Source organism: Rhodococcus (subgen. Prescottella) equi (assembly GCF_003013675.1).
GTDB classification, from domain to species: domain Bacteria; phylum Actinomycetota; class Actinomycetes; order Mycobacteriales; family Mycobacteriaceae; genus Prescottella; species Prescottella equi.
This window is the reverse complement of sequence record NZ_CP027793.1, coordinates 579,764-602,592: the sequence shown is the minus strand read 5'-3', so window position 1 is coordinate 602,592 and position 22,829 is coordinate 579,764. Positions and strand designations below refer to the sequence as shown.

The 22,829-nt window shown below is 66.9% G+C and carries 20 protein-coding genes; 6 read left to right on the top strand and 14 right to left on the bottom strand.

What is annotated here, in order from left to right:
* Position 1: 1 nt before the first annotated feature.
* The 5 genes from C7H75_RS02750 to C7H75_RS02730 all read right to left on the bottom strand — a co-directional run bounded on the left by C7H75_RS02750 (position 2) and on the right by C7H75_RS02730 (position 5,021).
* A complete protein-coding gene (locus C7H75_RS02750; RefSeq protein ID WP_022593861.1) occupies positions 2-1,120 on the bottom strand; it encodes an ABC transporter ATP-binding protein in 1,119 nt (372 codons plus the stop codon).
* On the bottom strand, positions 1,117-2,040 hold the full coding sequence (locus C7H75_RS02745) for an ABC transporter permease (RefSeq protein ID WP_005515844.1): 924 nt from the start codon (positions 2,038-2,040) through the stop codon (positions 1,117-1,119). Before C7H75_RS02745 ends, C7H75_RS02750 begins: the two co-directional genes overlap by 4 nt.
* The gene (locus tag C7H75_RS02740; RefSeq protein ID WP_233281850.1) at positions 2,037-2,963 is read right to left on the bottom strand and encodes an ABC transporter permease; all 927 of its coding nucleotides are present in this window, start codon (positions 2,961-2,963) and stop codon (positions 2,037-2,039) included. The genes C7H75_RS02745 and C7H75_RS02740 overlap by 4 nt, the downstream gene beginning before the upstream one ends.
* Positions 2,964-3,031: 68 nt before the next feature.
* On the bottom strand, positions 3,032-4,582 hold the full coding sequence (locus C7H75_RS02735; protein WP_005515846.1) for an ABC transporter substrate-binding protein: 1,551 nt from the start codon (positions 4,580-4,582) through the stop codon (positions 3,032-3,034).
* A gap of 46 nt (positions 4,583-4,628) precedes the next feature.
* On the bottom strand, positions 4,629-5,021 hold the full coding sequence (locus tag C7H75_RS02730; protein ID WP_022593857.1) for a VOC family protein: 393 nt from the start codon (positions 5,019-5,021) through the stop codon (positions 4,629-4,631).
* Positions 5,022-5,389: 368 nt separating this feature from the next.
* On the opposite strand from C7H75_RS02730, the gene C7H75_RS02725 reads away from it, so the two are divergent.
* The 4 genes from C7H75_RS02725 (at position 5,390) to C7H75_RS02710 (ending at position 8,577) form a co-directional block, all read left to right on the top strand.
* Positions 5,390-6,844: an MFS transporter gene (locus C7H75_RS02725; protein ID WP_139812420.1), complete on the top strand. Its 1,455-nt coding sequence runs from the start codon at positions 5,390-5,392 to the stop codon at positions 6,842-6,844.
* A 1-nt stretch (position 6,845) separates the two neighbouring features.
* Positions 6,846-7,526 (top strand): GntR family transcriptional regulator, encoded by a 681-nt coding sequence (locus C7H75_RS02720; protein WP_022593853.1) that lies wholly within the window; start codon positions 6,846-6,848, stop codon positions 7,524-7,526.
* 75 nt (positions 7,527-7,601) lie between these two features.
* Positions 7,602-7,946 carry a hypothetical protein gene (locus tag C7H75_RS02715; protein ID WP_022593851.1) on the top strand — a complete coding sequence of 115 codons (345 nt, stop codon included), beginning with the start codon at positions 7,602-7,604 and terminating at the stop codon, positions 7,944-7,946.
* Positions 7,939-8,577, top strand: a complete 639-nt coding sequence (locus tag C7H75_RS02710; protein WP_084961604.1) for a Dabb family protein — start codon at positions 7,939-7,941, stop codon at positions 8,575-8,577. Before C7H75_RS02715 ends, C7H75_RS02710 begins: the two co-directional genes overlap by 8 nt.
* 46 nt (positions 8,578-8,623) lie before the next feature.
* Here the strand turns inward: C7H75_RS02710 and C7H75_RS02705 are convergent, their stop codons facing one another.
* The 9 genes from C7H75_RS02705 to C7H75_RS02665 all read right to left on the bottom strand — a co-directional run bounded on the left by C7H75_RS02705 (position 8,624) and on the right by C7H75_RS02665 (position 20,559).
* Positions 8,624-10,639: a flavin-containing monooxygenase gene (locus C7H75_RS02705; RefSeq protein WP_044990397.1), complete on the bottom strand. Its 2,016-nt coding sequence runs from the start codon at positions 10,637-10,639 to the stop codon at positions 8,624-8,626.
* Positions 10,640-10,739: 100 nt separating this feature from the next.
* Entirely contained in the window at positions 10,740-11,789 is a 1,050-nt protein-coding gene (locus tag C7H75_RS02700) for a hypothetical protein (RefSeq protein ID WP_005515855.1), read from the bottom strand.
* Between the two features lie 149 nt (positions 11,790-11,938).
* Positions 11,939-12,715 (bottom strand): SDR family NAD(P)-dependent oxidoreductase, encoded by a 777-nt coding sequence (locus C7H75_RS02695; protein ID WP_022593846.1) that lies wholly within the window; start codon positions 12,713-12,715, stop codon positions 11,939-11,941.
* 139 nt (positions 12,716-12,854) lie between these two features.
* Entirely contained in the window at positions 12,855-14,564 is a 1,710-nt protein-coding gene (locus C7H75_RS02690; RefSeq protein WP_022593844.1) for a flavin-containing monooxygenase, read from the bottom strand.
* A 159-nt stretch (positions 14,565-14,723) separates the two neighbouring features.
* Positions 14,724-15,833 carry an NDMA-dependent alcohol dehydrogenase gene (locus C7H75_RS02685; RefSeq protein ID WP_044990395.1) on the bottom strand — a complete coding sequence of 370 codons (1,110 nt, stop codon included), beginning with the start codon at positions 15,831-15,833 and terminating at the stop codon, positions 14,724-14,726.
* Positions 15,830-17,293, bottom strand: coding sequence for an aldehyde dehydrogenase (locus C7H75_RS02680; protein WP_005515860.1), 1,464 nt, complete (start codon positions 17,291-17,293; stop codon positions 15,830-15,832). Before C7H75_RS02680 ends, C7H75_RS02685 begins: the two co-directional genes overlap by 4 nt.
* A complete protein-coding gene (locus C7H75_RS02675) occupies positions 17,290-18,312 on the bottom strand; it encodes an alpha/beta hydrolase (RefSeq protein WP_080559286.1) in 1,023 nt (340 codons plus the stop codon). The genes C7H75_RS02680 and C7H75_RS02675 overlap by 4 nt, the downstream gene beginning before the upstream one ends.
* Position 18,313: 1 nt before the next feature.
* Positions 18,314-19,420 carry an acyl-CoA dehydrogenase family protein gene (locus tag C7H75_RS02670; protein WP_005515862.1) on the bottom strand — a complete coding sequence of 369 codons (1,107 nt, stop codon included), beginning with the start codon at positions 19,418-19,420 and terminating at the stop codon, positions 18,314-18,316.
* Between the two features lie 5 nt (positions 19,421-19,425).
* Positions 19,426-20,559 carry an acyl-CoA dehydrogenase family protein gene (locus C7H75_RS02665; RefSeq protein WP_044990393.1) on the bottom strand — a complete coding sequence of 378 codons (1,134 nt, stop codon included), beginning with the start codon at positions 20,557-20,559 and terminating at the stop codon, positions 19,426-19,428.
* Positions 20,560-20,855: 296 nt separating this feature from the next.
* Between C7H75_RS02665 and C7H75_RS02660 the strand changes: the two genes are divergently transcribed.
* Together C7H75_RS02660 and C7H75_RS02655 are read left to right on the top strand one after the other, a co-directional pair.
* The gene (locus C7H75_RS02660) at positions 20,856-21,662 is read left to right on the top strand and encodes an enoyl-CoA hydratase-related protein (protein WP_005515865.1); all 807 of its coding nucleotides are present in this window, start codon (positions 20,856-20,858) and stop codon (positions 21,660-21,662) included.
* Positions 21,659-22,822, top strand: coding sequence for a CaiB/BaiF CoA transferase family protein (locus C7H75_RS02655; protein WP_005515866.1), 1,164 nt, complete (start codon positions 21,659-21,661; stop codon positions 22,820-22,822). Before C7H75_RS02660 ends, C7H75_RS02655 begins: the two co-directional genes overlap by 4 nt.
* The last annotated feature ends 7 nt before the right edge of the window (positions 22,823-22,829 follow it).

Here is a 22,829-nt window from a genome sequence, read left to right as displayed (position 1 = left end):
CTCAGATCACGCTCCTCGCGTCGACGGGAAGACCGGCGGCGGTGACGCCGACGGCGACGTTGGCAGCTGATGCGGACTCGCCTTCGACGGTGCCCACGGGGTAGAAGCACGCGATCCGGTGCCGGTCGCCCGCGGTGGGATCGTCGGTCAGCACCGGCGTCTGCTCGAGGCATCGCGACTGCGCGTGTGGACATCGCGGCGCGAACGAGCAGCCGGGCGGTGGATCGATCACGGTGGGCGGACGGCCCGGAACAGCCGCCAAGCGAGTATGGCTCGGATCGGAGATCCGTGGGATCGACCGCAACAGCGCCCGCGTGTAGGGGTGCCGGGTAGCCCCGAACAGAGCCTTGGTGGGCGCCTGCTCGACGACCCTGCCGGCATACATCACCGCGATCTCGTCCGTTCGTCCCGCCACGACACCGAGGTCGTGGGTGATCAGGATCAGCGCCATCCCCGACTCTTCCTGCAGGCGCGCCAGCAGATTCAGGATCTGGTGCTGCACCGTCACGTCCAGCGCTGTCGTGGGCTCGTCGGCGATCAACAGCCGCGGCGAACAGGCGAGAGCCAGGGCGATGACGACCCGCTGGCGCATGCCCCCGGAGAGACTGTGCGGATACTGGCCCAGACGCTTCCGCGGTTCGGGAATACCCACCCACCCGAGCAGTTCCTCGGCCCTGGCCGACGCCTGGGCCCTCGTCAACGGCAGGTGCCGCCGCAGTGTCTCGGTGAGCTGGTGTCCGATGGTCAGGACCGGGGTCAGTGACGTCATCGGATCCTGGAACACCATGGCGATGCGCGAACCCCACAGCGACTTCGCTTCGCCTCGGGTGAGCGTCGCGACGTCGCGACCCTCCACCTCGACACGCGATCCGGGCCGCACCATGGCGTTCGGCGGCAGGATGTTCATCACTGCTCTGGACAGAACGGACTTGCCCGAGCCGGATTCGCCGACGATTCCCAGCGTGCGTCCCGGCTTCACGTCCAGGGTCACCCCGTCGACTGCCCGGACCGGTCCACGAGGCGTGTCGAACCACACCCGCAGGTCGGCGACGGACAGTGCCGGAGGATCTGTCGTGACGTCGGCGGTCAGCGATTGTTCTGGGCGGACAGCGGTATTCACAGCGAGGACTCCCGTCCGACTCGATCTCGCGCCCAGTCTCCGATGAGATTGAGCGACAGCACCGTCAAGAAGAAGAACAACCCGGGCACCAGGACGAGGTGCGGGTGGTCGTACAGGCTCTCCCGACCCGCCGCGATCATTCCGCCCCAGCTCGGCGTGGGTGGCGGAATACCGAGTCCGAGGAAACTCAACGATCCTTCCGCGACGACGAGTGACGCGGCCACGACGGTCGCGAAGGAGAAGACCGGCAAGAGGATGTTCGGCAGGATTTCCCGACGGAGAATCCTGAACGTACTCGAGCCCAACGATTTCGACGCCGTGACGAACTCACGACCGGAGAACGAGATGGCGTTCGCGCGCGCGATGCGTGCGAACGTCGGGGCCCCGACGATTCCCAGACCGAGGGTCAACGTCGTCACGCTCGGCTGCATCACGGCGACGAGCGCGACCAACAGGATCAACGGAGGGAAGGCCAACGTCGTGTTGGTCGTGATGTCGAAGACCACATCCGTCACGCCGCGGAAGTATCCGGCGGCGAGTCCGACGGCCGTACCGACCGTGAGGGCGAGAAGGGTCGCCCCGACCGCGACGGCGAGCGATACCTGAGCACCGAACACGACCCGGCTGAGCTGGTCCCGGCCCAGCTGGTCGGTGCCGAGCAGATGGGTCATCGTCCGGAAGGGCGCCAGGGAATACTGGTCGCCCACGTGGTCCGGCGCCGGCAATGGCAACACCGGCGCGAGGACGGCGGCGCCGGCGATCAGGACGAGCCACGCCGCCCCGAGGGCCGCTACGACGTTGCGCCCGCGGCGACGACGGCGAGATTTCGTCGCACGGATCGACGATCCGGCCGGGGCAGAAGGTGGATCGCCCTTCCCGGCGTCCGGACCGCGAAGCGACACGTCGGTCGTCGTACTCATGCTGATCTCACTCTCGGGTCCAGCAACGGATAGGCCAGGTCGACCAGGGAATTGAGCAGCACGTACGCGACCGCGACGACCAGCACGATTCCCTGCACCAGGAGGTAGTCGCGGCCGTTGATGGCGGTGACCACGAGCGATCCCAATCCTGGTAGAGAGAAGAGGGTTTCGACGATGACGGTGCCTCCGATGAGTCTGCCCAACGACACACCCAGCACCGTCACGAGCGAGAAGGCCGACGGTCGGAGGGCGTGGACGACGAGGATCCGAGGCGTCGAGATACCCCGGGCCCGGGCAGAGAGGACGAAGTCCTGCTGCAGGGTCGCCGCCATGTCGTTACGCAGAAGCCGGATGAAGGCCACGGCCTCGATCGCCGCCAGCGTCGCGACCGGAAGAACCAGACTCCGCAGGTGCGGAACCAGGCCGGCCGACAACGGAGTCCATCCGGTCACAGGCAACGCGTGCAACGTCACGGCGAACACGAACACCAGCAGAACGCCGAGTAGGAAGCTCGGAATGGACAGCGTCACCGAACACACGAGTGTGACGATGCGGTCGGCGATTCCGCCCGGGCGGTAGCCCGAGTACACGCCCAACGGGAGGGCGATCAGCAACGCGACGAGAATCGACAGTCCCGCGAGTTCCAGAGTGACCGGGAGCCTTTCGACTATCGCATCGGTCACCGGGACCTGTGTCTGCATCGACCTGCCCAGATCCCCTTGCAGGGCGTTGCCGACCCATTCGAGATAACGCTGCACCAATTGACCGTCGAGGCCGAAGCGTTCCGCGGCCGCCGCCCGCATCTCCGGCGACGCCCCTTCCGGGAGCATCACCGCAAGGGGGTCACCGGGAATCATCTCGAGAAGGAGGAACGTGACGACACTGACGAGCGTCAGCACCGCGATCAGCTTGGCAGCAGCCACCGAAACCCTTCTCGTCCTCACCCTGGCGGCGTTCGATCGACGAATCGACGACGTCGTCGCTGCCACGGCTACCGGATCCAGGCGAGTTCGGGGCGGAACCAGTACTGGTAGGCCGGTTGAACATCCTGCACCGAGGCCGCCGACAGGAGGGTGGACTCACTGGGACGCCAGAATCGGTACGCCGAATCGGCGACGATCTGCCGAATGGCCGTCTTGTAGGCCTCGTTCACGACCGCAGGATCGCTCGAGCTGTGGGTGATCTCGAACGCTTGGTCCACGACCGGGTTGGAGTACCCGGAGTTGTTGCCCGCGGCTCCGGTGCGGAAGACCTTGTAGAGGTTCTCGGGGTGAGCCCCGCCGAGGGAGCTGATGATGAGGTCGTAGTTCCCCGACGTCATTGCCGACGCGAAACCGGCGCCGTCGAGCGACTTGATGTCCAGCTTCAGTCCGTCCACCTGCTGGATCTGCGACTGCAGGAGTTCGGCGACACGGTTGAGAACGGGGCTGCCGGCGGTAGTCACATAGGTGAGCGTGATGTCGGCGCCGCCGTGGGCGGCCCGGTACTCGTCGACGAGCTTTCGGGCTCCGTCGACATCCTTGTCCGGCCATACCGCCTGCTCGTCGTAGAGCGGGCTGTCGTCGGGCATGAAGTGCGTAGCTCCCGGATCGTCCGGGAAGGCGGCCGCCATGATCTGGTCGTTGTCGATCAGCTTGCCGACCGCCGTGCGCAATCCGGCGTCCGCGAGCGGTCCACGGAAGTTCAGGCGCACGCCGTTTCCGCCGAGCTGCTGGGACTGGACGATATTCATCCCGGCCCCGCGCGCCCGCTCGACATACTTGTCCCCGACGACCGTCATCACATTGATCTCGCCGGCCTGCAGAGCATTGAAGCGCTGGTCGTCGGCGGCGATCGTCTTCATCACGAGCTTGTCCGCGTACGGTCGCGGGGCGTCCCAGTAGCCGGGGTTGCGGTCGAACTCGATCTGCGTGCCACGAGCCCACGAAGTGAGCTGGAACGGTCCCGCGCCGACGGGCGCGTTGGCGAAATCCGCGCCCTTCTGCGCTATCGCGGTGGGTGAGGCCACGAACGCGAGGGACTCGGTGAGCTGGAACGGCAGTTGGTGGTTGACTTCGTTCGACGTGACCGTCAGCGTGGTCTCGTCGACGACGTTCCACGTGATCGTCTGGGCCGCAGCCCTACTCGGCGACAGCAGCGCAGGGTCGAGGATGCGGTCCCAGTTGAAGGCGACGGCAGCGGCGTCGAACGGCGTTCCGTCCGTGAACGTCAGGCCCGGACGCAGTTTCAGGGTCCACACCTTGCCGTCGTCCGACGTGAAGGACTCGGCCATGCCGGGCGTGATCTCACCGGTCTCGAAATCGTAGTAGAGAAGCGCGCCGTAGACCGCCTGGCACGGGGCGACACCGATTCCGATCGCGCACGTCGCGGGATCCACGGACTGCGCATCCGTGTTGTAGGCCTGGACGAGGGTGCCGCCTCGCTGCGGTTCCCCGGCGGGACCGCTCGTGGTCGCGGTCGACGCGCCTGAGCAACCGGCGATCAGCAGTGCGAAGGCGGCGCCGGTGACAACGGTTGCGGTCGTGCGGATTCGGGCTGTCAATGAAGACTCCTCGATTGGGTGAAGCTTCCGAATGGGAGGGGTGCGGTCAGAGGGTCTGGACGACCTCGATCAGGTGACCCTCGGGGTCGGCCACGAAGCCGACGAGGACGCCGTGTTCCGGTATGCCCTTGACGGATTCGACGACGGCACCACCGGCGTGCTCGACCCGTCGAATCGTTTCGTGCGCATCGCGGACGTCGAATCCGAGGGTCGCCTCGCCCGGAGCAGGTGCGGGTCGGTCGCGGTAGCACCACAGGCCGAGCGTCGAATCGTCACCGCACCCCGTGGTGAGCAGGACCTCCTCGACGGCGTCCGCGCCGACCCTCCCCACTATCCGGGCCTTCTCGCTCAGTTCGAACACGGACTTGTAGAAGGACGCCTGCGCGTCCAGATCGGTCACGAACACCTTCGTGAAGGCGAACCGGGTGGCGTTGGTCATCTGAATCCTCGAAGTTCGAACTGGCACATCGGCAATCGAGCCGGGAAGGCTGCGCCGAGGGAGGGTGTGGTCCGGATCACCCCGGCACCGGATTAGCGCACTTTCGAACTCGGCGCGACAACAGGCATTTCCCGCTGGGTGGACAGCGGCTACCATCCGTAGGGCTAGCAGGAGCTTCGCGGACGGAAGTGTCCATCGAGTGAGACAATCGCTTGGCCTGCACCGGTCCCCGCACCAGCATCTGACCATGCGACACGGGATTGTCTTGTCCACCGGCGGCCGTGGCCCGTCGTACACGCAGGCCCCACCGTTCGGGGAAGTCACGGTCGGCGGCTCCCGGACCTTGCGTCGCGGAACCAGCGCTTCGCGTGCCTGAGCACGAAACCCCGACACGCCAGCTGCTCTCGCCGGTCGCCGAACGTCCTCCCGTCCCACCGAGCCGCACCGGCTTCTCGAATCGGGTGATAGCGATCCTCGCGATCTGCGGCACCGTGATGACCCTCCAGCAGACGATGATCCTGCCGGTGCTGCCGGCACTTCCCGGGCTGTTGGGGGTGTCCGCCGGCAGCGCTTCATGGCTGGTCACCGCCACACTCGTGACCGGAGCGGTGGTGACCCCGCTGATCGGCCGTCTCGCCGACATGTTCGGCAAGAAGCGGATGATCATGCTCACGCTGGTGGTCGTCGTCGTGGGCTCGGCGATGGGCGGCCTCTTCACCGCCCTCCCGGCCCTCGTCATCGCCCGCATCCTGCAGGGCTGCGGGCTGGCCCTGGTTCCCGTGGCGATCGCGACGATGCGAGACGTGCTACCAGCGGAACGCGTCCCCGGGGGCGTGTCCGCGATGGGCGCCTCGCTGGCGATCGGCTCGGCGGCCGGCCTCCCCCTGGCGGGTGTACTCGTCAACTACCTGGATTGGCGCGGGATCTTCTGGGTGACGGCCGGATGCGGCGTGTTGCTGACCGCTGCGGTGGCACGCATCGTGCCGGAGACCTCACTCCGCTCGCGGGCGCGCTTCGACTGTGCGGGAGCGCTCCTTTTGGCGGGCGCGTTGACATCGCTGCTGCTGGCGCTGTCCAAGGGCGCGCAGTGGGGGTGGCCGGCGACGACGGCGCTGGTCGGCACCGGGGGCCTCCTCATCGCGCTGTGGGTGCCGCTCCAACTACGGTCGCGTTCGCCACTGGTCGACTTGAGGGTTGCCGCACGGCCCAGGGTCCTGCTGGTCAACGTGTCGTCCGCGCTCGTCGGATTCGCGCTGTTCAGCAACGTCCTCGTGTCCATCCAGCTGCTGCAGACGCCCCGCGCGGCCGGCTTCGGCTTCGGCCTCGGCATCCTCGAAGCCGGGTTGTGGATGATTCCGCCCACGCTCGTCGGGGTCGCGATGGCTCCGGTCGCGGCCCGGGCGATCACCCGGTACGGCGCGTGGACGACACTGCTGATCGCGACCGTGGAGATGGCGATCGTCTTCGTCGCGCGGGTCTACCTCAGCACCGAACTGTGGCAGGTGCTGGTGGGCGCCGCGGCCGTCGGGATCGGGCTCTCGCTGGCTCAGGCCGCGATACCGATTCTCATCATGCGATCCGTACCGCCGTCGGAAACCGCTTCGGCGAACGGGCTCAGTTCCCTGCTGCGCTCGATCGGGACGTCCACCGCCAGTGCCACCATGGCGGCTGTCGCCACCGCGTGGGCGGTGCGCACCGTCGACGGAGTTCTCCCGACTTTCGACGCGTTCGCCGCGATGTTCTGGATATCCGGAGCCGCTACACTGGCCGCGGCCTGCCTGGTGGCACTGGCCGCCACGACGTCGGATCCGGAAGCGAAGTGATGTGAAGACTCCCGCAGCGACTTCGTCCGGGCGCGCGACCGCACAGGTGCTCGACGAGCTCAAGCGCATGATCTTCTCGGGCGAGTTGCTGCCCGGGCAGCAGATCCGGCAGGAGACGATGGCGGAACGCCTCGGTGTGAGCCGTCTCCCCATCAGGGAAAGCCTGCGCCAACTCACGTCCGACGGCCTGGTCCAGCACGTGCCCAACGTCGGATACTCCGTCGCGCGCCTCGACCAGTCCGAACTCGAACAGATCTACCTCATGCGATCGGTACTCGAGCGTGAGACGCTCCGCGCTCTGCCCACGATCGACGCCGAAGCCGTCGACCGCATCGAGGAATTGGGCGAGAAGGTCAAGGCAGCGGCCGAGGTGCGGGACTTCCTCGGGATGCGGCTGTGCAACCAGGACTTCCATTTCGCGATCTTCGAGCAGTCCGGACTCGACCTCGTCGTGCAGGAGTTGCGTCGCCTGTGGACGCTCGCGATGCCGTACCACGCGGTGTATCTGTACGAAGCCGAAGGACGAGCACGAGTGGTCCGGGAACACGACGAGATGCTCGACGCCCTCCGCGCCCACGACAACGAACGGCTCGTCGAGTTGATGGAGCACCATCGCGAGGGCGGACAGCAGACCGCGAATCTCGTCCTCGGCCTCCGGGGGCCTGCACCGGACGACCGATAGCCAGCCGAATTCTGTTCCCGTGCAACGGAAATATCGACTTCTCAAACGAGTCCGCCGACACTAGCTTCTCGTTACATGTCAGGAAAAGCACTCGTTGTCGACCGCGTCGTCACGGCGCCGGGCCGTGGTCGCGAGTTCGTCGACAGATACACGACCGCCTACGTACCCGGCGGGCGGTCCCGGGGCATGACGCTCGAGCACATCCTCGTCAGTCCGCCGATCTGGCAGGGTGAGACGTCCAACGTCGTCACGATCGTATGGTCGCTCGAGGACGTCGCAGCCTGGTGGAACATGACCAGACTCGGTCGGCCCGACGTCACGCTCGCACAGTGGTGGGACAGCGTGGACGAATTGATCGTCGAACGCTCGCGCTCGATGGCCGGCGAGGCCGCCGACGTCGAGGAGCTCTGCAATGTTTAACCTCACGCGAATCGTCCATCTGGTCGCGGGCGCGAACCCGGACGACTTCGAGACCCGTCTGCGCACAACCGTCGACGCGATCGGCACGGCCGTCACCGTCGTGGGGCGTACCCTTCCGGGAGCGATCAACGGCGGAGACCTCATCGCTCATCTGCAGTTCGCCGACCGCGACGAATGGTTGCGCGTCCGCACGAGTGTGGACGAAATCCTCGCGTCGCCCTCCGTCGAGAAGGTGTACGGCGTCGAGTACCACTGCGGCACCACGGGTCGTGCGCCCGGCGCCGACCCGGGCACCCTCTACCGCGCACTGCTGGTTCGCGTCGACCCGTCAGCGACCCAGGAATCCCTGGAACAATTCGAGAGCGACATCCTCTCCATGCCTCGGCACATCTCGTCGATGCGGGCGTGGAGGCTGTCCCCCGTCGAGACATCCACGGGTCCAGTTTCATGGACGCACGTGTGGGAGCAGGAGTTTCGCGAGGTCGGTGACGTGACGGGCCAGTACCTCGACCACCCGGTCCACTGGGCCGTCGTCGATCGTTGGTTCGACCCCGAGTGTCCCGAGGTAGTGGTTCGCGACCGGGTGTGCCACACCTTCTGTGCCGTCGACCGGGTGGTGATCGGCCAGTGACCGGTCGGTGGGCTCACCCCGGAGGCGAGCCCACCGACCCATCGGGTCACTCAGCGCGGTGCGCCGGCTCCGGTACGAAGTGGAAGTTCTCGACGGCCGGCTGACGCAACATGGTCCAGTAGTCCACGAGTCGCCACGGACACGACACGACGACGCGACCCTTCTTGTTGCGGTAGTAGCCGGTCGCGGTTTCACCCGGATGCGCCCACACGGTGAGATCGAGCGCTTCGTCGACCCTCCGGTTGTAGTCCTCCTGGACCTCGGGCAACACGTCCATCGACGCATTCCCGCTCTCGACGAGATGCTGCAGGCACTCGACGATGTAGTGAACCTGCTCTTCACTGAGGATGTTGTGCCCGGCACCATGATTCGGTGCACTGTTGGGGCCGGCCGTGACGAACAGATTCGGAAACCCCGACACCTGGATACCCAGGTAGGCACGCGGGTCGTCACCGTCGTCCCACACGTCGGCCAGCTTGTGCCCGCCGCGGCCCGTGATGTCGATGTAGGAGGCGAACTGCAGTTTGAAGCCGGTTGCGAAGATGATGACGTCCGCCTCGATGAACTCCCCCTCCGTGGTGGTGACACCGTTGGGGTGGACACGTGCGAACGAGGCCCGGTGCAGGGCCACATGCTCTCGATTGAGTGCGGCGAAGAATCCCGGATCCTTGACGATGCGCTTCGCGTACGGACGGAAGTCCGGGGTGAGCTTGTCGATGAGATCCGGTCGATCCGGGAAGGAGTTTCGCAGGTGCGCGAGCGCAGTCTGCAGGACGCGGTCGTTCGACTGCGACGCGGACAGATGCGTGGCCGCCCATTCCGGGTCGATGCGCGGCATCGGGTACAGATTGTCGGATGCCAGCCAGTAGGCCTTGAGCCGGAACCATTCCTGGTAGTAGGGCAGGTGGCGCATCGCCCACCGCTCACCCTCCGGAACGTCGTTCACGACGGCCTTCTCCGGCACGATCCAGTGGGGGCTGCGCACCACGGCGTCGAGGCTCTCGACCTGGTCGACGATGTTCGCAACCACCTGCACCGCAGTGCATCCCGTGCCGAGGATCACCACACGCTTGCCGGTCAGGTCCAGTTGCGGATCCCATTCGGCGGTGTGCACGATCTCGCCCTCGAAGGTGGCCAGGCCCTCGACATCGGGAATGTTCGGCGCATTGAGCATCCCGAGAGCGGTGACCACGGCCCTCGCCCGATGCCGCTCGACCGTCCCGTCGGCCGAGCGGGTCACCACGGTCCAACGCTGGTCGTCCTCGTTCCAGTCGGCCGACAGCACCGACGTGGACAGTCTGATGTTCCGGTAGAGGTCGTACTTCTCGGCGACGCCGCGCATGTACTCGAGATACTCGGGACCCGGTGGGTAGTACTTGGTCCAGTTCGGATTCAACTCGAAGGAGTACGAGTAGTAGTGGCTGGGGGTGTCCACGGCCGCGCCGGGATAGGTATTGCGCCACCACGTTCCGCCGATTCCCTCGGCGGCTTCGAACACCGTGTACGCGAAACCTGCTTCCTCGAGCTTGATCGCGGCGTTGAGGCCGACCATCCCGGCACCGATGACGATGACATCGAAGTCCGCCGGCGGCCGCGTCGTGACCGGAACACAGCGGCGGGACTTCTCGAACCCGGCCTGTTCCAACAGGAGGGGGACGAACTCCTCGTCGACCGCGCTCGCCGTGCACAGCGCAGCCATCCGTCGGAAGATCTCCGGATCCAGCGACCCCAACCGGACCGGTAGGTCCGCAGTGAGCACAGTCCTGGCACGCGATCGGACCTCTTCCGAGATCTCCGGCGGGAACTGCCCCGGTGGCACCGCGTCGGCACCGGACTGAGCCCCGTAATGGGTCTGCGATGCGGCGCTGTCCGCACCGCGCGCACGCTTGGCGTCGTCCAGTTTCGCCTCGAACTCGTCCAGCAACGACAGGTCGCCGGTGACATGCACGATCGTCATCAGCAGGGCACCCGGGTCGGCGACATCGATCGCCGCGCCCAGGTCCGCCTCCGTCACACGCTCCTGCGCACCGGCAGAACCGCCGGACGTCCAGGTCAAAGTCATGATCAAATCCCTTCATTGCCCGAGAGCGGGGGGCGCTTCCGGGCCGCCGCCTACGATCCGCGGCATCTTCGAGTCGATACGGCCGACCACATCGGCCGGTCTAGCGGCCGACGACCTCGAGCGGCGCCTCAGCGGGATACCGGCTCGGCGCCATCGCGTAGAACTCGGTCAACTGCCCGATGAACGCCGGATCGGCCATGGGGTCGCCCGGCATTTCGACGGTGGCGCCCTTCGCGCGCATGTCGGAGACCAGCATTCCGATCGCCCGCTCTGCGTCGATGTCGTCCGTATGGTTCTGGTACCGACGAACGTCGTCGATGTCGTCGAACAGGAGCGCCGTGTAGTGCACCAGCATTCGCATGTCGGCTTCGTCGAATCGGGCGATCTCCTTGTCACCGTTGCGGACCGACCACGATCCGTCGGGGAGGCTGTGCAGCAGCGACGTCATCTCCAGTTCGGGGCAATCCCGCCGTTCGACCGGACCGTTGGATTCACGGCGGTGATACATCCGCGAGTTGTCGGTCAGTGTCGCGGTGTTCCAGAAGGGCGGGCGCAGGCGCTGCGGGTCCCCGTCGGGTCCGTCGGGCCAGTACGTGAAGCCGCCTGCGAAGTCCGACTTGTAGAAGTAGGTGATCACCTGCGCGGTCTTCACTTCCCACGCATCGAACAGACCCGATTTGGCCATCACCGACATCAGCCAGAGCGGTGTGTTGTGGAGCCCCATGCCGCGGAAGCTTCCGGTATCGAAATGGCCGGCATCGAAGCTGTGTGACGGCCCACCCAGATTGAACAGAAGATTGTGCGCCATGCCGTACTTCGCGCCGTGGAGGCTGAGCGCGGTGTCGAGGAGCTTGCGTCCGAAGTAGATGTCGTTCAATTCGGGGTGGAACACGACCCCGTCGTTGGCGAGGAACCCCCGGAAGACCGGTGAAGTGAAGTCGGACAGGCGGGCGTCGGCCTTACGGTCCTTGCCGCCCGACACCGCCAGGTACTCCTCCGTCGACGCGAAGTGATGCGCGAGAATCAGGCGCCAGGGTCCGTTGTCGCGGATCACTCCGAAGATGGTGTCCAGCTCTTCCGGCGTGTAGAAGTCCTGGATCACCGAGGGAGGCGCGACGGGTGTCATCGGATGCCGCTCGAGTGTGGTCATGGATGCTCCTTCAGAAGAATAGGCCGATCGATCGGCCTGACAGTGACCCCAGCGACGCTAGGGCCGCCCCTTTCCGGGATCGAGTCCAAACGTCCGGCTGGCGGGAAACGAACCACAGCCGGATCTCGCTCACCCGTGGTTCCGACCCCTCAACGGCCCGAGTAGGAGCCGCCGTTGAGGTGAATCGTCTGGCCCGACACGAATTCACCGGCACCGGAACACAACCAGAGACAGGCCGCCCCCACGTCGTCACCGGTACCGATTCGTTGCATGACGTTGCCCTCCCAGATCGCGTTCAGCATCGGCGAGGACTTGGATTCGATCGCGTCCCGCAGCTTCTCCATCAGACCGAGGGCGAGGGTGTTGACGGTGACGCCCCCCGGACCGACCTCGGTGGCGATATGGCGTACCGCTCCTTCGATACCGGCCTTGCTCGCGCCGTAGAAGGTGCCGCCCAACCCGCGGCTCGCGACCGATCCCGACCCCGAGGAGATCTGGACGACGCGACCCCACCCCTGCTCGACCATTGCGGGCAGCAGCGCATGCATCATGTGCAACGAGCCGAAGATGTTGATGTCGATGTACGGGTTCCACTCGTGTCGCGGGGTTTCGAGGAACGGCAACATCTGAGCGCCGGCAGGCAGGCCGGCATTGTTGACGAGGATGTCGACGACGCCGATCTCTTCACCGATCTTCTTCGTCGCAGCGGACACTTCCTCGTACGAGGTGATGTCGAATGCGGCGGGCGTCGCAGCACCTCCCGCTTCCCGGACGGCGGCGGCACCCGCCTCGGCCCGCTCGGCGGTGATGTCGTTGACGATCACGTGTGCCCCGGCCTCCGCGAGCGTCCGGGCGATTCCCAGACCGGTGTTCTGGCCCCCACCCGTGACGAGGGCGGTCCGGCCGTCGAGCGCGAAGCTTGTCATCGTGTTCCCTCCCGGGATCGGTATTCGGTCGCGGCGAGGGTGTTCCGCACCCTCGCCCAGATGGGCTCACGCACAGACGCGGTGAACACCGGCGTCGGAGAAGCCGGGTTGTCGTGGACTTCCCGCGTCGGGTGCGCGCTCACGCGAGACGCCCCCGGGAACTCGCGGCTAGGGGCGCGGCTTGCCGGACCTGACCGTCCCCACCGTACGCACCGTCCGCACCGTCCCCACCGTCCGCACCGTCCGCACGCGCCAGCGTGAACCCCCGGTAGTCGTCGGCGGCAACATCTTCGAGAATTCGGCCGTAGACGGCGAAGCCGCCGATGTACGGCATGAAGACCCGCGGCTTCCCCGGTATGTTGGCGCCGAGATACCACGAGTTCGCCTGCAGGAAGAGCGTCTTCTCGGCCAGAGCGTTGCACTCGCGAACCCAGCTCTCGACCGCGTCGGCGTTCGCCTCGATCGTGACTACGCCGTCCGCCTCCGCGCGGTCCAGCAGACCGGTGAGCCAGTCGACGTGCTGTTCCGCACCGAGCACCATGTTCGCGAGCGGCCCGGGGCTGCCGGGACCCGTGAGGATGAACATGTTCGGGAAGCCGTCGACTCCCAGGCCGAGGTAGGTGCGCGGACCCCCGGCCCATTCGGCTCGGAGCTCGCGGCCATCGCGGCCACGGATGTCGATGCGGCTCAACGATCCCGTCATCGCATCGAATCCCGTGGCGTAGACGATCATGTCGAGCGGGTAGTCGCGATCGGTGGTCCGGATCCCGGTCTCGGTGATCGACACGATCGGCGTCTCGCGCAGATCGACGAGCGTCACGTTCTCTCGGTTGAAGACCTCGTAGTATCCGCTGTCCGTGACGATTCGCTTCGTTCCGATGGGATGGTCCTTCGGTGTCAGCTTGTCGACCAGCTCCGGATCCTCGACGACTTCGCTGATCCGACTCTCCCAGTATTCCCGGGCGGTGTCGTTCGCCTCCGGATTCGACAACTGATCCGGGAACGCCTTGCTGAACAGCACACCACCGCGCTGCCACCACTCGTCGTAGACGCGGGTACGTTCCTCGGCAGAGACCTCGAGCGCACCCTTGGGGTAGGCGGTGAACGGTGATCCGCCTCCGCTCGACCAGGCCTGACGGCGCCGGTCCGCGTAGTTCGCCTTGATTTCGCGCATCTCGTCCTCGGGGAACGGTCGATTGCCTGCGGGGATCGAGTAGTTGGCGGTGCGCTGCAGGACGTAGACATGATCGGCCGACTGCGCGATGATCGGGATCGACTGCATGCCGGACGAGCCGGTACCGATCACCGCGATGCGCTTGCCCGCGAACTCGACCGGGGTGTGCGGCCATTCTCCGGTGTGGTAGGACTCACCGGCGAACGCGTCGCGTCCCGGGATGTCCGGGACGTTGGTTGCGGAGAGAACCCCGGTCGCGAACACGCAGTAGCGCGCCGTGACCCGGTCGCCACCGTCGGTGGTGACGTGCCACAACGATTCGGTCTCGTCGAAGATCGCCGACCCCACACGCGTGGAGAATCGGAACGCGCTGCGCAGATCGAACCGGTCGGCGACGTGTTCGAGGTACGCGAGGATCTCGGGCTGAGTGGCGAACCGTTCGCTCCACGTCCAGTCCTGCTGCAGGTCGTCGTCGAACGAGAACGAGTAGTCCACGCTCTCCACGTCGCACCGCGCCCCGGGATAGCGGTTGTGGTACCAGGTTCCACCCACTCCGGCAGCCGATTCGAACCCGCATACCGTCAGTCCTCGCTGCCGCAGACGGTGCACCGCGTACATACCTGCGACGCCGGCACCTACGACGACGACGTCGAAATGAGCTTCTGTCGGATTCACGAAACCACGTCCTTCTCCACTACTGCACGACACTGCCCCGGACCTGCCGGGCATCGACCACGTTAGGAGTGCCGGTTCCATTGGGGGATAGCGCTTTCCCGTCCAGTGGCCACATACGTCACCGGGCGGGACCTTCGTCCCGGGCGCACCGGCCGTATGTCAGAACAGGATCATTCCGCGAACCGACTCGGCCCGGCGCATGTCCTCGAATCCGACGTTGATGTCGTCCAACGTGTACGTCCGGGTGATCATCTCGTCCAGAAGTAGCTTGCCCTCCATGTACATACGCAACAGGAGCGGGATATCCGACCGGGGGTTGGCGTTGCCGTACCAGGACCCGGTGATCGTCTTCCGCATCGACGTCAGATCGATGAGGCTCAGTTGAACTGCGGTCTCTGCCGGGTCGCCGACGGAGACCTGGACACAGGTTCCGCCCTTGCCGAGCAGCGACATCGCAGGAGCGAGCAGTCCACCGGTCATCACCCCGACCGTGATGACGACGACATCGGCCATGGCCCCCCAGGTCAACTCACGGACGAGAGCTCCGGCCTCCTCGACGGTCTCCGCGGTGTGCGTGGCGCCGAACCTCTTCGCCTCCGCCCGCTTGAACGGAGAGGGATCGACCACCACCACGTGCCGTGCCCCGGACAGAGCGGCGCCCTGCACCGCGCCACAACCGACTCCACCCATGCCGAGAACGACCACCGAGTCACCGGACGTGACCTTCCCGACGTATACGGACGATCCCCAGCCCGTGGGGATTCCGCAGCCCACCAGGGCCGCCTTGTCCAGCGGCACGTCGGGTGTGATCTTCACGCACGACGCCTGATTCACCACCGTGTGCTCGGCGAACGTTCCGACGACGCACATCAAGCGCGCATCCTCACCGCGTACACGGTGACGAGAGGTGCCGTCGGAGATCTGGGTTCCTACTCCGATGTGCGCACCCATGTCGCACACGCTCGACATTCCCCGGGCACACGAACGGCACCTCCCACACGCAGGGATGAAGCTGAAGACGACATGATCCCCGGGCTCCAGCTCGGTGACCCCGGGACCGATCCGCCGAACGATCCCGGACCCCTCGTGACCACCGATGAACGGGTACCCGATCACGCTCGTCCCGTCCCGGAAGTGCTCGTCCGAATGACACAGACCGCTGGCGGTCAGTTCGACGAGCACTTCACCGGCGGCGGGTTCGTCCAGCTCGATCTCCTCGACCGACCAAGGCTTTCCGGGCGCCCACAGCACCGCAGCGCGAGTTTTCATACTCCGACCTTCCGTTCCGAGGTGCCGACATAGATCGACTGGTATTCGACGAACGCATCGAGTCCTTCGGGACCGAGTTCGCGGCCGAGGCCACTCGCCTTGGTTCCACCGAACGGCGCTCCGAGGTCCATCTGGTAGTAGTTCACTCCGAAAGTGCCCGTCCGGATTCGACGGGCAATTTCCACGCCGCGCTCCACGTCGCGGGTCCAGACCGCTCCGGCCAACCCGTAGGGGCTGTCGTTCGCGATCGCGACCGCATCGTCGTCGTCCTCGTAGCGGATCACCGCGACGACAGGCCCGAAAACTTCTTCCTGGGCCAGGCGACTACGCGGATCGACGTCGGCGAAGACGGTCGGTTCGACGAACCAACCCGGCCCGTCCAGCGCACGACCGCCGGCGACCAGTCGCGCATCCGATGCGCGGGCCGCCTCGATATGCCCCATGACACGGTCGCGATGCTCCTGCGAGACCATCGGTCCGCAAGTGACGCCGGGGTCCAGGGGGTCGCCCACCACGAGTGAGCGTGCCTGCTCGGCAACGATCCTCACGATCTCCTCGTATCGTGACCGCGGAGCCAGGATGCGCGAGTGCAGCACGCATGCCTGTCCGTTGTTGATGAAGGAGGTCGCTGCCAGCTGCGCAGCGAACACGTCCGGATCGGCGTCGTCGAGGACGATGGAAGCCGACTTGCCGCCCAGCTCGAGCGTCACCGGGCGGAGCAGCCGACCGCACACCTCACCGATATGACGACCCGCGGCCGTCCCGCCGGTGAAGGACACCTTGTCGACGTCGGGATGAGCCACCAGGGCGGCACTTGAATCCCGCTCGGCCGGAACGATGTTGAGCACGCCGTCGGGGAGACCCACCGCCTCGGCCGCGTCGGCGAGGACATAGGCGTCCAACGCGGTCTCCGGAGACGGTTTCACCACCACGGTGCATCCGGCCGCGAGTGCGGGCGCGATCTTCGCCATCGCGATCAGCTGTGGGAAGTTCCAGGGCACGATCGCCGCCACGACACCCACCGGAGCCCTGCGGACGATGGTTGCTCCGCGCGGGCTCGAACGCACCTCCTCGAGCCCGCCGGTCTCGATGAGATCGGCGTATCGGTGCAGAAGTGCGACCGGAACCGCGACGTTGGCGCCTCGGGACATCACGGACGGCATACCGTTCTCGCGGCTCACCAGTTCCGCGGTGAAGTCACCGCGCCTGTCCAGTTCCGCGGCCAGTGCCCGCAACGCCGCGCCGCGCTCGGACACCGACATCCGCGGCCACGGACCCTTGTCGAATGCGGCACGCGCCGCCGCCACCGCGGCGTCGATGTCGTCGGGACCGGCCAGAGGCGCGGTGCCCAACAGCGCCCCCGTAGCGGCCTCGTGCACGGGCCGGAAGTCCGTCGATCGCGGCGTGTGCCACCGACCACCGATGAACAGACTCTTGCGGGTGTAGTCCGGCACAGTCACGAATGCACCTCCGACGTGGTGGCATGCGTTTCGGCGAAAGCAGGTGGACGAGAGAACCGCGCACGCACGAGGGCCCCGATCTCGGCGACCGCGGTATCGGCGCGGGCGAAGGATCCGACCTGCACGAGAAAGCCGTGCCCCACACCGGGATAGCGCAGAAGCGCGGTGGCGACCCCGGCATCGCGCAACCGCACGCCGAACTCCTCGACACCGTCGCGCAGCGGGTCGAACCGAGCGGACACGACGATTGCGGCCGGCAGACCCGACAGATCGTCGGCCAGCGCCGGAACGCCGTACTGATCGTCGGCCGTGGGGTCGTCGCCCAGGTAGAGGGATTTCATCCAATCCACATCGGTCGCGCAGAGGAAGGGACTGTCCGCGAACTCGACCATCGACTGCCGCGGCGACCGGCGCTCGATACCGGGATACACCAAGACCTGCTGAACCAGCGTCGGCCCCCCGGCGTCGCGCGCACGCAGGGCTGTCGCGGCGGCGAGCGATCCACCCGCACTGTCGCCGCCGACCGCGATGCGCGCGGGATCCACGCCGAGAGAGACATGCTGCGCGGCAACCCATTCCACGGCGGCATACGCCTCGTCGTTGGCTACCGGATACCGGTGTTCCGGCGCGAGGCGGTACCCGACGTTGACCACGACGGCCCCCGACGCGACGGCCAGCGCCCGAGCGAGGTGATCCCACGACTCGAGGGAGCCCATGATCATGCCGCCGCCGTGGAACCAGACCAGCGCCGGCGCGGGGGAAACAGAGCCCTCGGGGGTGTAGATCCGGACCGGCACGCGACCGTGCGGCCCGTCGAACTCCGTCGACCGCACGCTGCGCATCTCGGGCCCGCTGGGCCGGGGGGCTTGTTCGAGCATGGTGCGGGACCGCTCGACACCGAGTTCCTGCAACGTCGGCCTCGCGCGCCGAGCCGCGAGCACCGCCCGCACGTCCTCGTCCCACTGCAGCACCGTCGTCTCCTCCCGGTCGTCCGTGTCCGCGGCGAGCTCCGCTGTCATGTCAGCCTTGCTCGCCACTACCGACCCGCCAATCGATTCGTCCATCTCCCGGACGAATCTGTGCCGTTCCTGTCACCAACCCCCACAGATCGCCGTCGGACTCGCGCACCAGATCGGCGATTCGGTTCCACCAGTGGAGTTCGTTTCCGTACTCCTCGCGCCACGCCCACAGGCGAGTCGTGAACGCGCCGAGCGAGTGCTCCATCGTGAACCCGAGTGCGCCGTGTGCCTGGTGCGCCACGGACGCGATCGGCCCGGCGAGCGAGGACGCCTCGGACTTGGCAGCACAGACGAGCAGGGCAGCGTGCGGATCGTCGTCGACGAGCGCGATGACGGCGGCATCCGAGGACACCTCGACCGTCACGACATCCGCGGCCAGACGCGCCAACTGGTGCTGGACGGCCTGGAAGGCAACCAGCGGCCGACCGAACTGGTGTCGCACGTGGACGTACTCACGGGTCGCGGCGAGGACCGCGCCGGCAGCGCCGGCCATCTGGGCGGCCCGCGCGGCGGCGCCGAGCATCTCGAACCTCCGGAACCAGTCGGTCTCCCCCAGGTCTTCGATTGCGGCGACCCGGACCCGTTCCAGCAGGACGGTCCCGCGCGGTTCCCCGGCGAGGTTGCGGCCCTCGACCACCGTGAACCCGGCTTCCCCGGTCGGGACGAGGGCGACCGCGCCGCGCCCGCCACGCCGCACCAGCAGCACGACGTGGTCGGCTCCCGGGATCCAGGGCACCGCGCGCACCGCACCCGACAGGTGCCACCCGTCGCCGTCTCGACCGAGCTCCACGTTCTCGGCGGCCGCGGCCGTTATCGGCCCCCGCGGGAACGGCAGTCCGGCGGCCGCGAGCAGCGGGCCGGCCAGGAAGAGCGCCTCCGCCAATGGCACTGCAGCCGTTGCGGACTCCCGCAGGATCACGGCGGCGTCGAGGAGATCTCCCCCGGATCCACCCAGCTCGGGCGGCACGGTCAGCGATGTGAAACCGAGCTGTTCGAGGTCGTTCCACAGCGAAAGGTCCACCTCGTCGACCGGCCGGGAGTCGGTTCGGCGGCGAGTGCCCAGGACCGCCCGCACGGCGTCCCCGAGTTCGGCATGATGTTCGCGCATCGCTGTCACAGTCCCTTCGCCACGATCGAGCGCAGCACCTCGTTCGTTCCGCCCCGCAGGGTGAAAGCCGGCGAGTGCAGTACGGACTGGGTCGAGAGCCTGGTCAGGGTGTCGCCTGTGGCGTCCGGCCCCGAGGGGATGTGTCGCCGGACGACATTCACGACGTCGCCCTCGTACTGGGTGCCGAGATCCTTGACCAAGGCCGCTTCCGCCACCGGGTTCTTCCCGGCGCGTAAGCGGTCGGCAACTGCGAGCGAGAGTTGACGCAACACCGTCATACGGCCGACCAGGCGGCCCATCTCGAGCCGTTCGACCGGCGACGCCTCGGTCGATTCCCGGCTCGCCCACGCCGTCAGCAGCGGGAGTGTGCTCAGGATCCTCTCGGGACCCGAGCGTTCGTTCGACAGTTCCGTGGTCACTTGGCGCCAGCCGTCGCCACGCCTGCCGAGCAGACTGGTTGCGGGTATCACGGCATCGTCGAACACGACCTCGTTGAAGTGATGCTCACCGTCGATCGTGACGATCGGCCGGATGTGAATGTCCGGGTGCGGCAGATCGACCAGGAACTGCGACAGACCCTCGTGTCGGGACTCACCGCGATCCGTTCGGGCCAGGACGACGATGTCGGTCGCGACGTGCGCCGCACTCGTCCAGACCTTGGTGCCCGACAGCCTCCAGCCGCCCTCCACCTCTACCGCCCGGGTTCGGATGGACGCCAGGTCCGAGCCGGAATCGGGCTCGCTCATTCCGATCGCGAAGAACCTCTCCCCCTTGGCAATTCCCGGTAGGCACGAGCGCTTCTGCGCTTCCGTTCCGTTCCGCAGGATTCCCGGCGCCATCTGCCGGTCGGCGATCCAGTGCGCGGCCACCGGCGCACCCGCGGCCAGCAGTTCCTCTGTGACGACGTAGCGCTCCAGGGCCGTCAGACCGTGACCTCCGTACTCGACCGGGATGGTCATGCCGACCCACCCGCGGGCAGCGAGCCGCCCGCTGAATTCGATGTCGATTCCCGACATCCACGCGTCGGCCTCGGTCCGGATACGACCGGACTCGATCTCCTCCCGCAGGAACTCGCGAACCTCGAGACGCAGCGCGACGAGTTCGTCGGCGACGCCACCTACTGCTGCCAATGTGAGCAATGAACTACCTTCCGACAACGCACCGTGCCCGCCCGCTCCGATCAGCCGTCCTGGGCTGCGCAGCGTGCGCGCGGCCTCCGGCACCGGCCCCGGCCGCCGCGATGGCGGCGTGGGATCCGGGAAGGTAAGTCGGCGAACATCGTTCGCCCTACCGAGCCTTCATTCAAGAGGGAGCCTGCCACTTTGTCAACAGATTGGATCCAATCTTGTAATCCAATCTTTGGTGCTGCATTCTGATCGAACCCGGGCGTTCCGATCGCGCGGGAGCCACCGAATCGACGTCTGCGAGGTTGCCCATGACCGAGTCCCCAGCCACCCCTCGAGTGCTGTTCGCCGTCGAGGGCTCCATTGCGCGGATCACCCTCGACAACCCGGACCGAAAAGGCGCGATCACGCTCGAGATGGCCGCACAGATCGGCGAATGCTGCGACCGAGTGGAACAGGACGAGTCGATCGGCGCGGTTGTCGTCGCCTCCGTCGGCCCGTACTTCTGCAGCGGCGCGGACACCCGCGATCTCGCCGTCTCATCCGCCGCGCCGGCCTCGTCCGAGGCGGTGGCGCGTGTTTCGGCCGTATACGGCGCCTTCGTGCGTATCGGCAATCTGCCGGTGCCGACGGTGTCCGCGGTCGTCGGCGGGGCGGTGGGTGCCGGCCTGAACCTGGCGCTCGCGACCGACGTCATGCTCGTCACCCCCGACGCAGTGCTCGACAGCGGCTTCCTCGCGCGGCGCATTCATCCCGGCGGCGGCCACCTGGCGCTGCTCGGACGGGCCGTCGGGCGCCAACAGGCACTCGCGATGGGCGTGCTCGGTGCGGCACTCTCGGGCACCGATGCCGTGCGCCGCGGCCTCGCCTGGGACACCGCCGAACCTGACGAAATCCTCGCCGAGGCAGAGGCACTGGTGGCGATCGCGGCCCGCGACCCCCTCCTCGCCCGGCGGATCAAGAACAGCGCTCGACTCGAGCTCGATCAGCCCGGAGTGCCGTGGAGCGCGGCCGTCGAGATCGAACGCGGCGTCCAGATGTGGTCGATGGGACGCAAGGGCGAAGCCGCCTGGGACACCAAGCCGAGCAAGCCGATCGTTTCGGGCGACCCGCGATGAGTGGTGGCACCGGCCCACTTGGCGGCATCCGCGTACTGGACTTCACCACGACGTTCTCGGGGCCGTACTGCACACAGCTGCTCGCCGAGATGGGGGCGGACGTCATCAAGGTCGAGGCGCCGGGGGGTGACATCACCCGTAGCCTCGGGACGACAAGGACCCCTGGCATGGCGAGCGTCTTCGTGGCGAGCAACCGGAACAAGTCCAGCATCGAACTGGACCTCAAGTCCGACGAGGCGCGCGCGACCATCCGCGCCCTGATCGGAAGGGCCGACTGCCTGGTGCACAACATGCGCCCCACGGCCGCCCGCCGACTCGGCATCGGGCCCGACACCGCTCTGGAGATCAACCCCCGGCTGATCCACGCAGCCGTCACCGGGTACGGCAGCGACGGTCCGTACGCCGGACGTCCCGCCTACGACGACTGCATCCAGGCGGCGTCAGGGCTGGCATGGTTGCAAACCCTTGTCGCGCAGCAGCCTTCGTACATGTCGTCCCCGATCGCAGACAAGGTCGCCGGGCTCGCCACGGCGAACGCGATCACCGCGGCGCTGTTCTGGCGGGAGCGCTCCGGCTCTGGTCAGGCGATCGAGGTCCCGATGTTCGAAACCCTCGTCGGATTCACCCTGATGGAGCAGTGGGGTGGACGTGCATTCGTCCCACCCGAAGGCCCCACCGGTTACGCGCGGATGCGTTCGCCGCATCGTCGGCCGTATCGGACGTCGGACGGGTTGATCTCCGTGGTCGTCTACCACGAGGGTCACTGGCGCCGGTTCCTCGAGTTCGTGGGCAGGTCCGAGCTGCTCGACCAGGACCGTTACCGGACCGTCGAGGCACGGAACCGCAACATCGACGAGTTGTACGTCCTCCTCGAGGAACTGCTCGAGAAGCGGTCCACCGAGGACTGGCTGAAGATCCTCGACGAACTCGACGTCCCCGCGATGCCGATCTCCAGTGTCGACGACCTGTTCGACGACGAGCATCTCACCGCGGTGGACTTCTTCCACGAGGTTCTGGACTCCGAGAACGAGACCTACCTGGCCCCGCGGGCGGCCACACGGTTCAGCGCCTCGCCGTTGGAATCGCCCAGCCGGGCGGCGAGCCTCGACCGACTCGGCGCCGGGACCGCCGCCGTCGAGCGATGGCTGGCCGACGAGTGACGGCGGC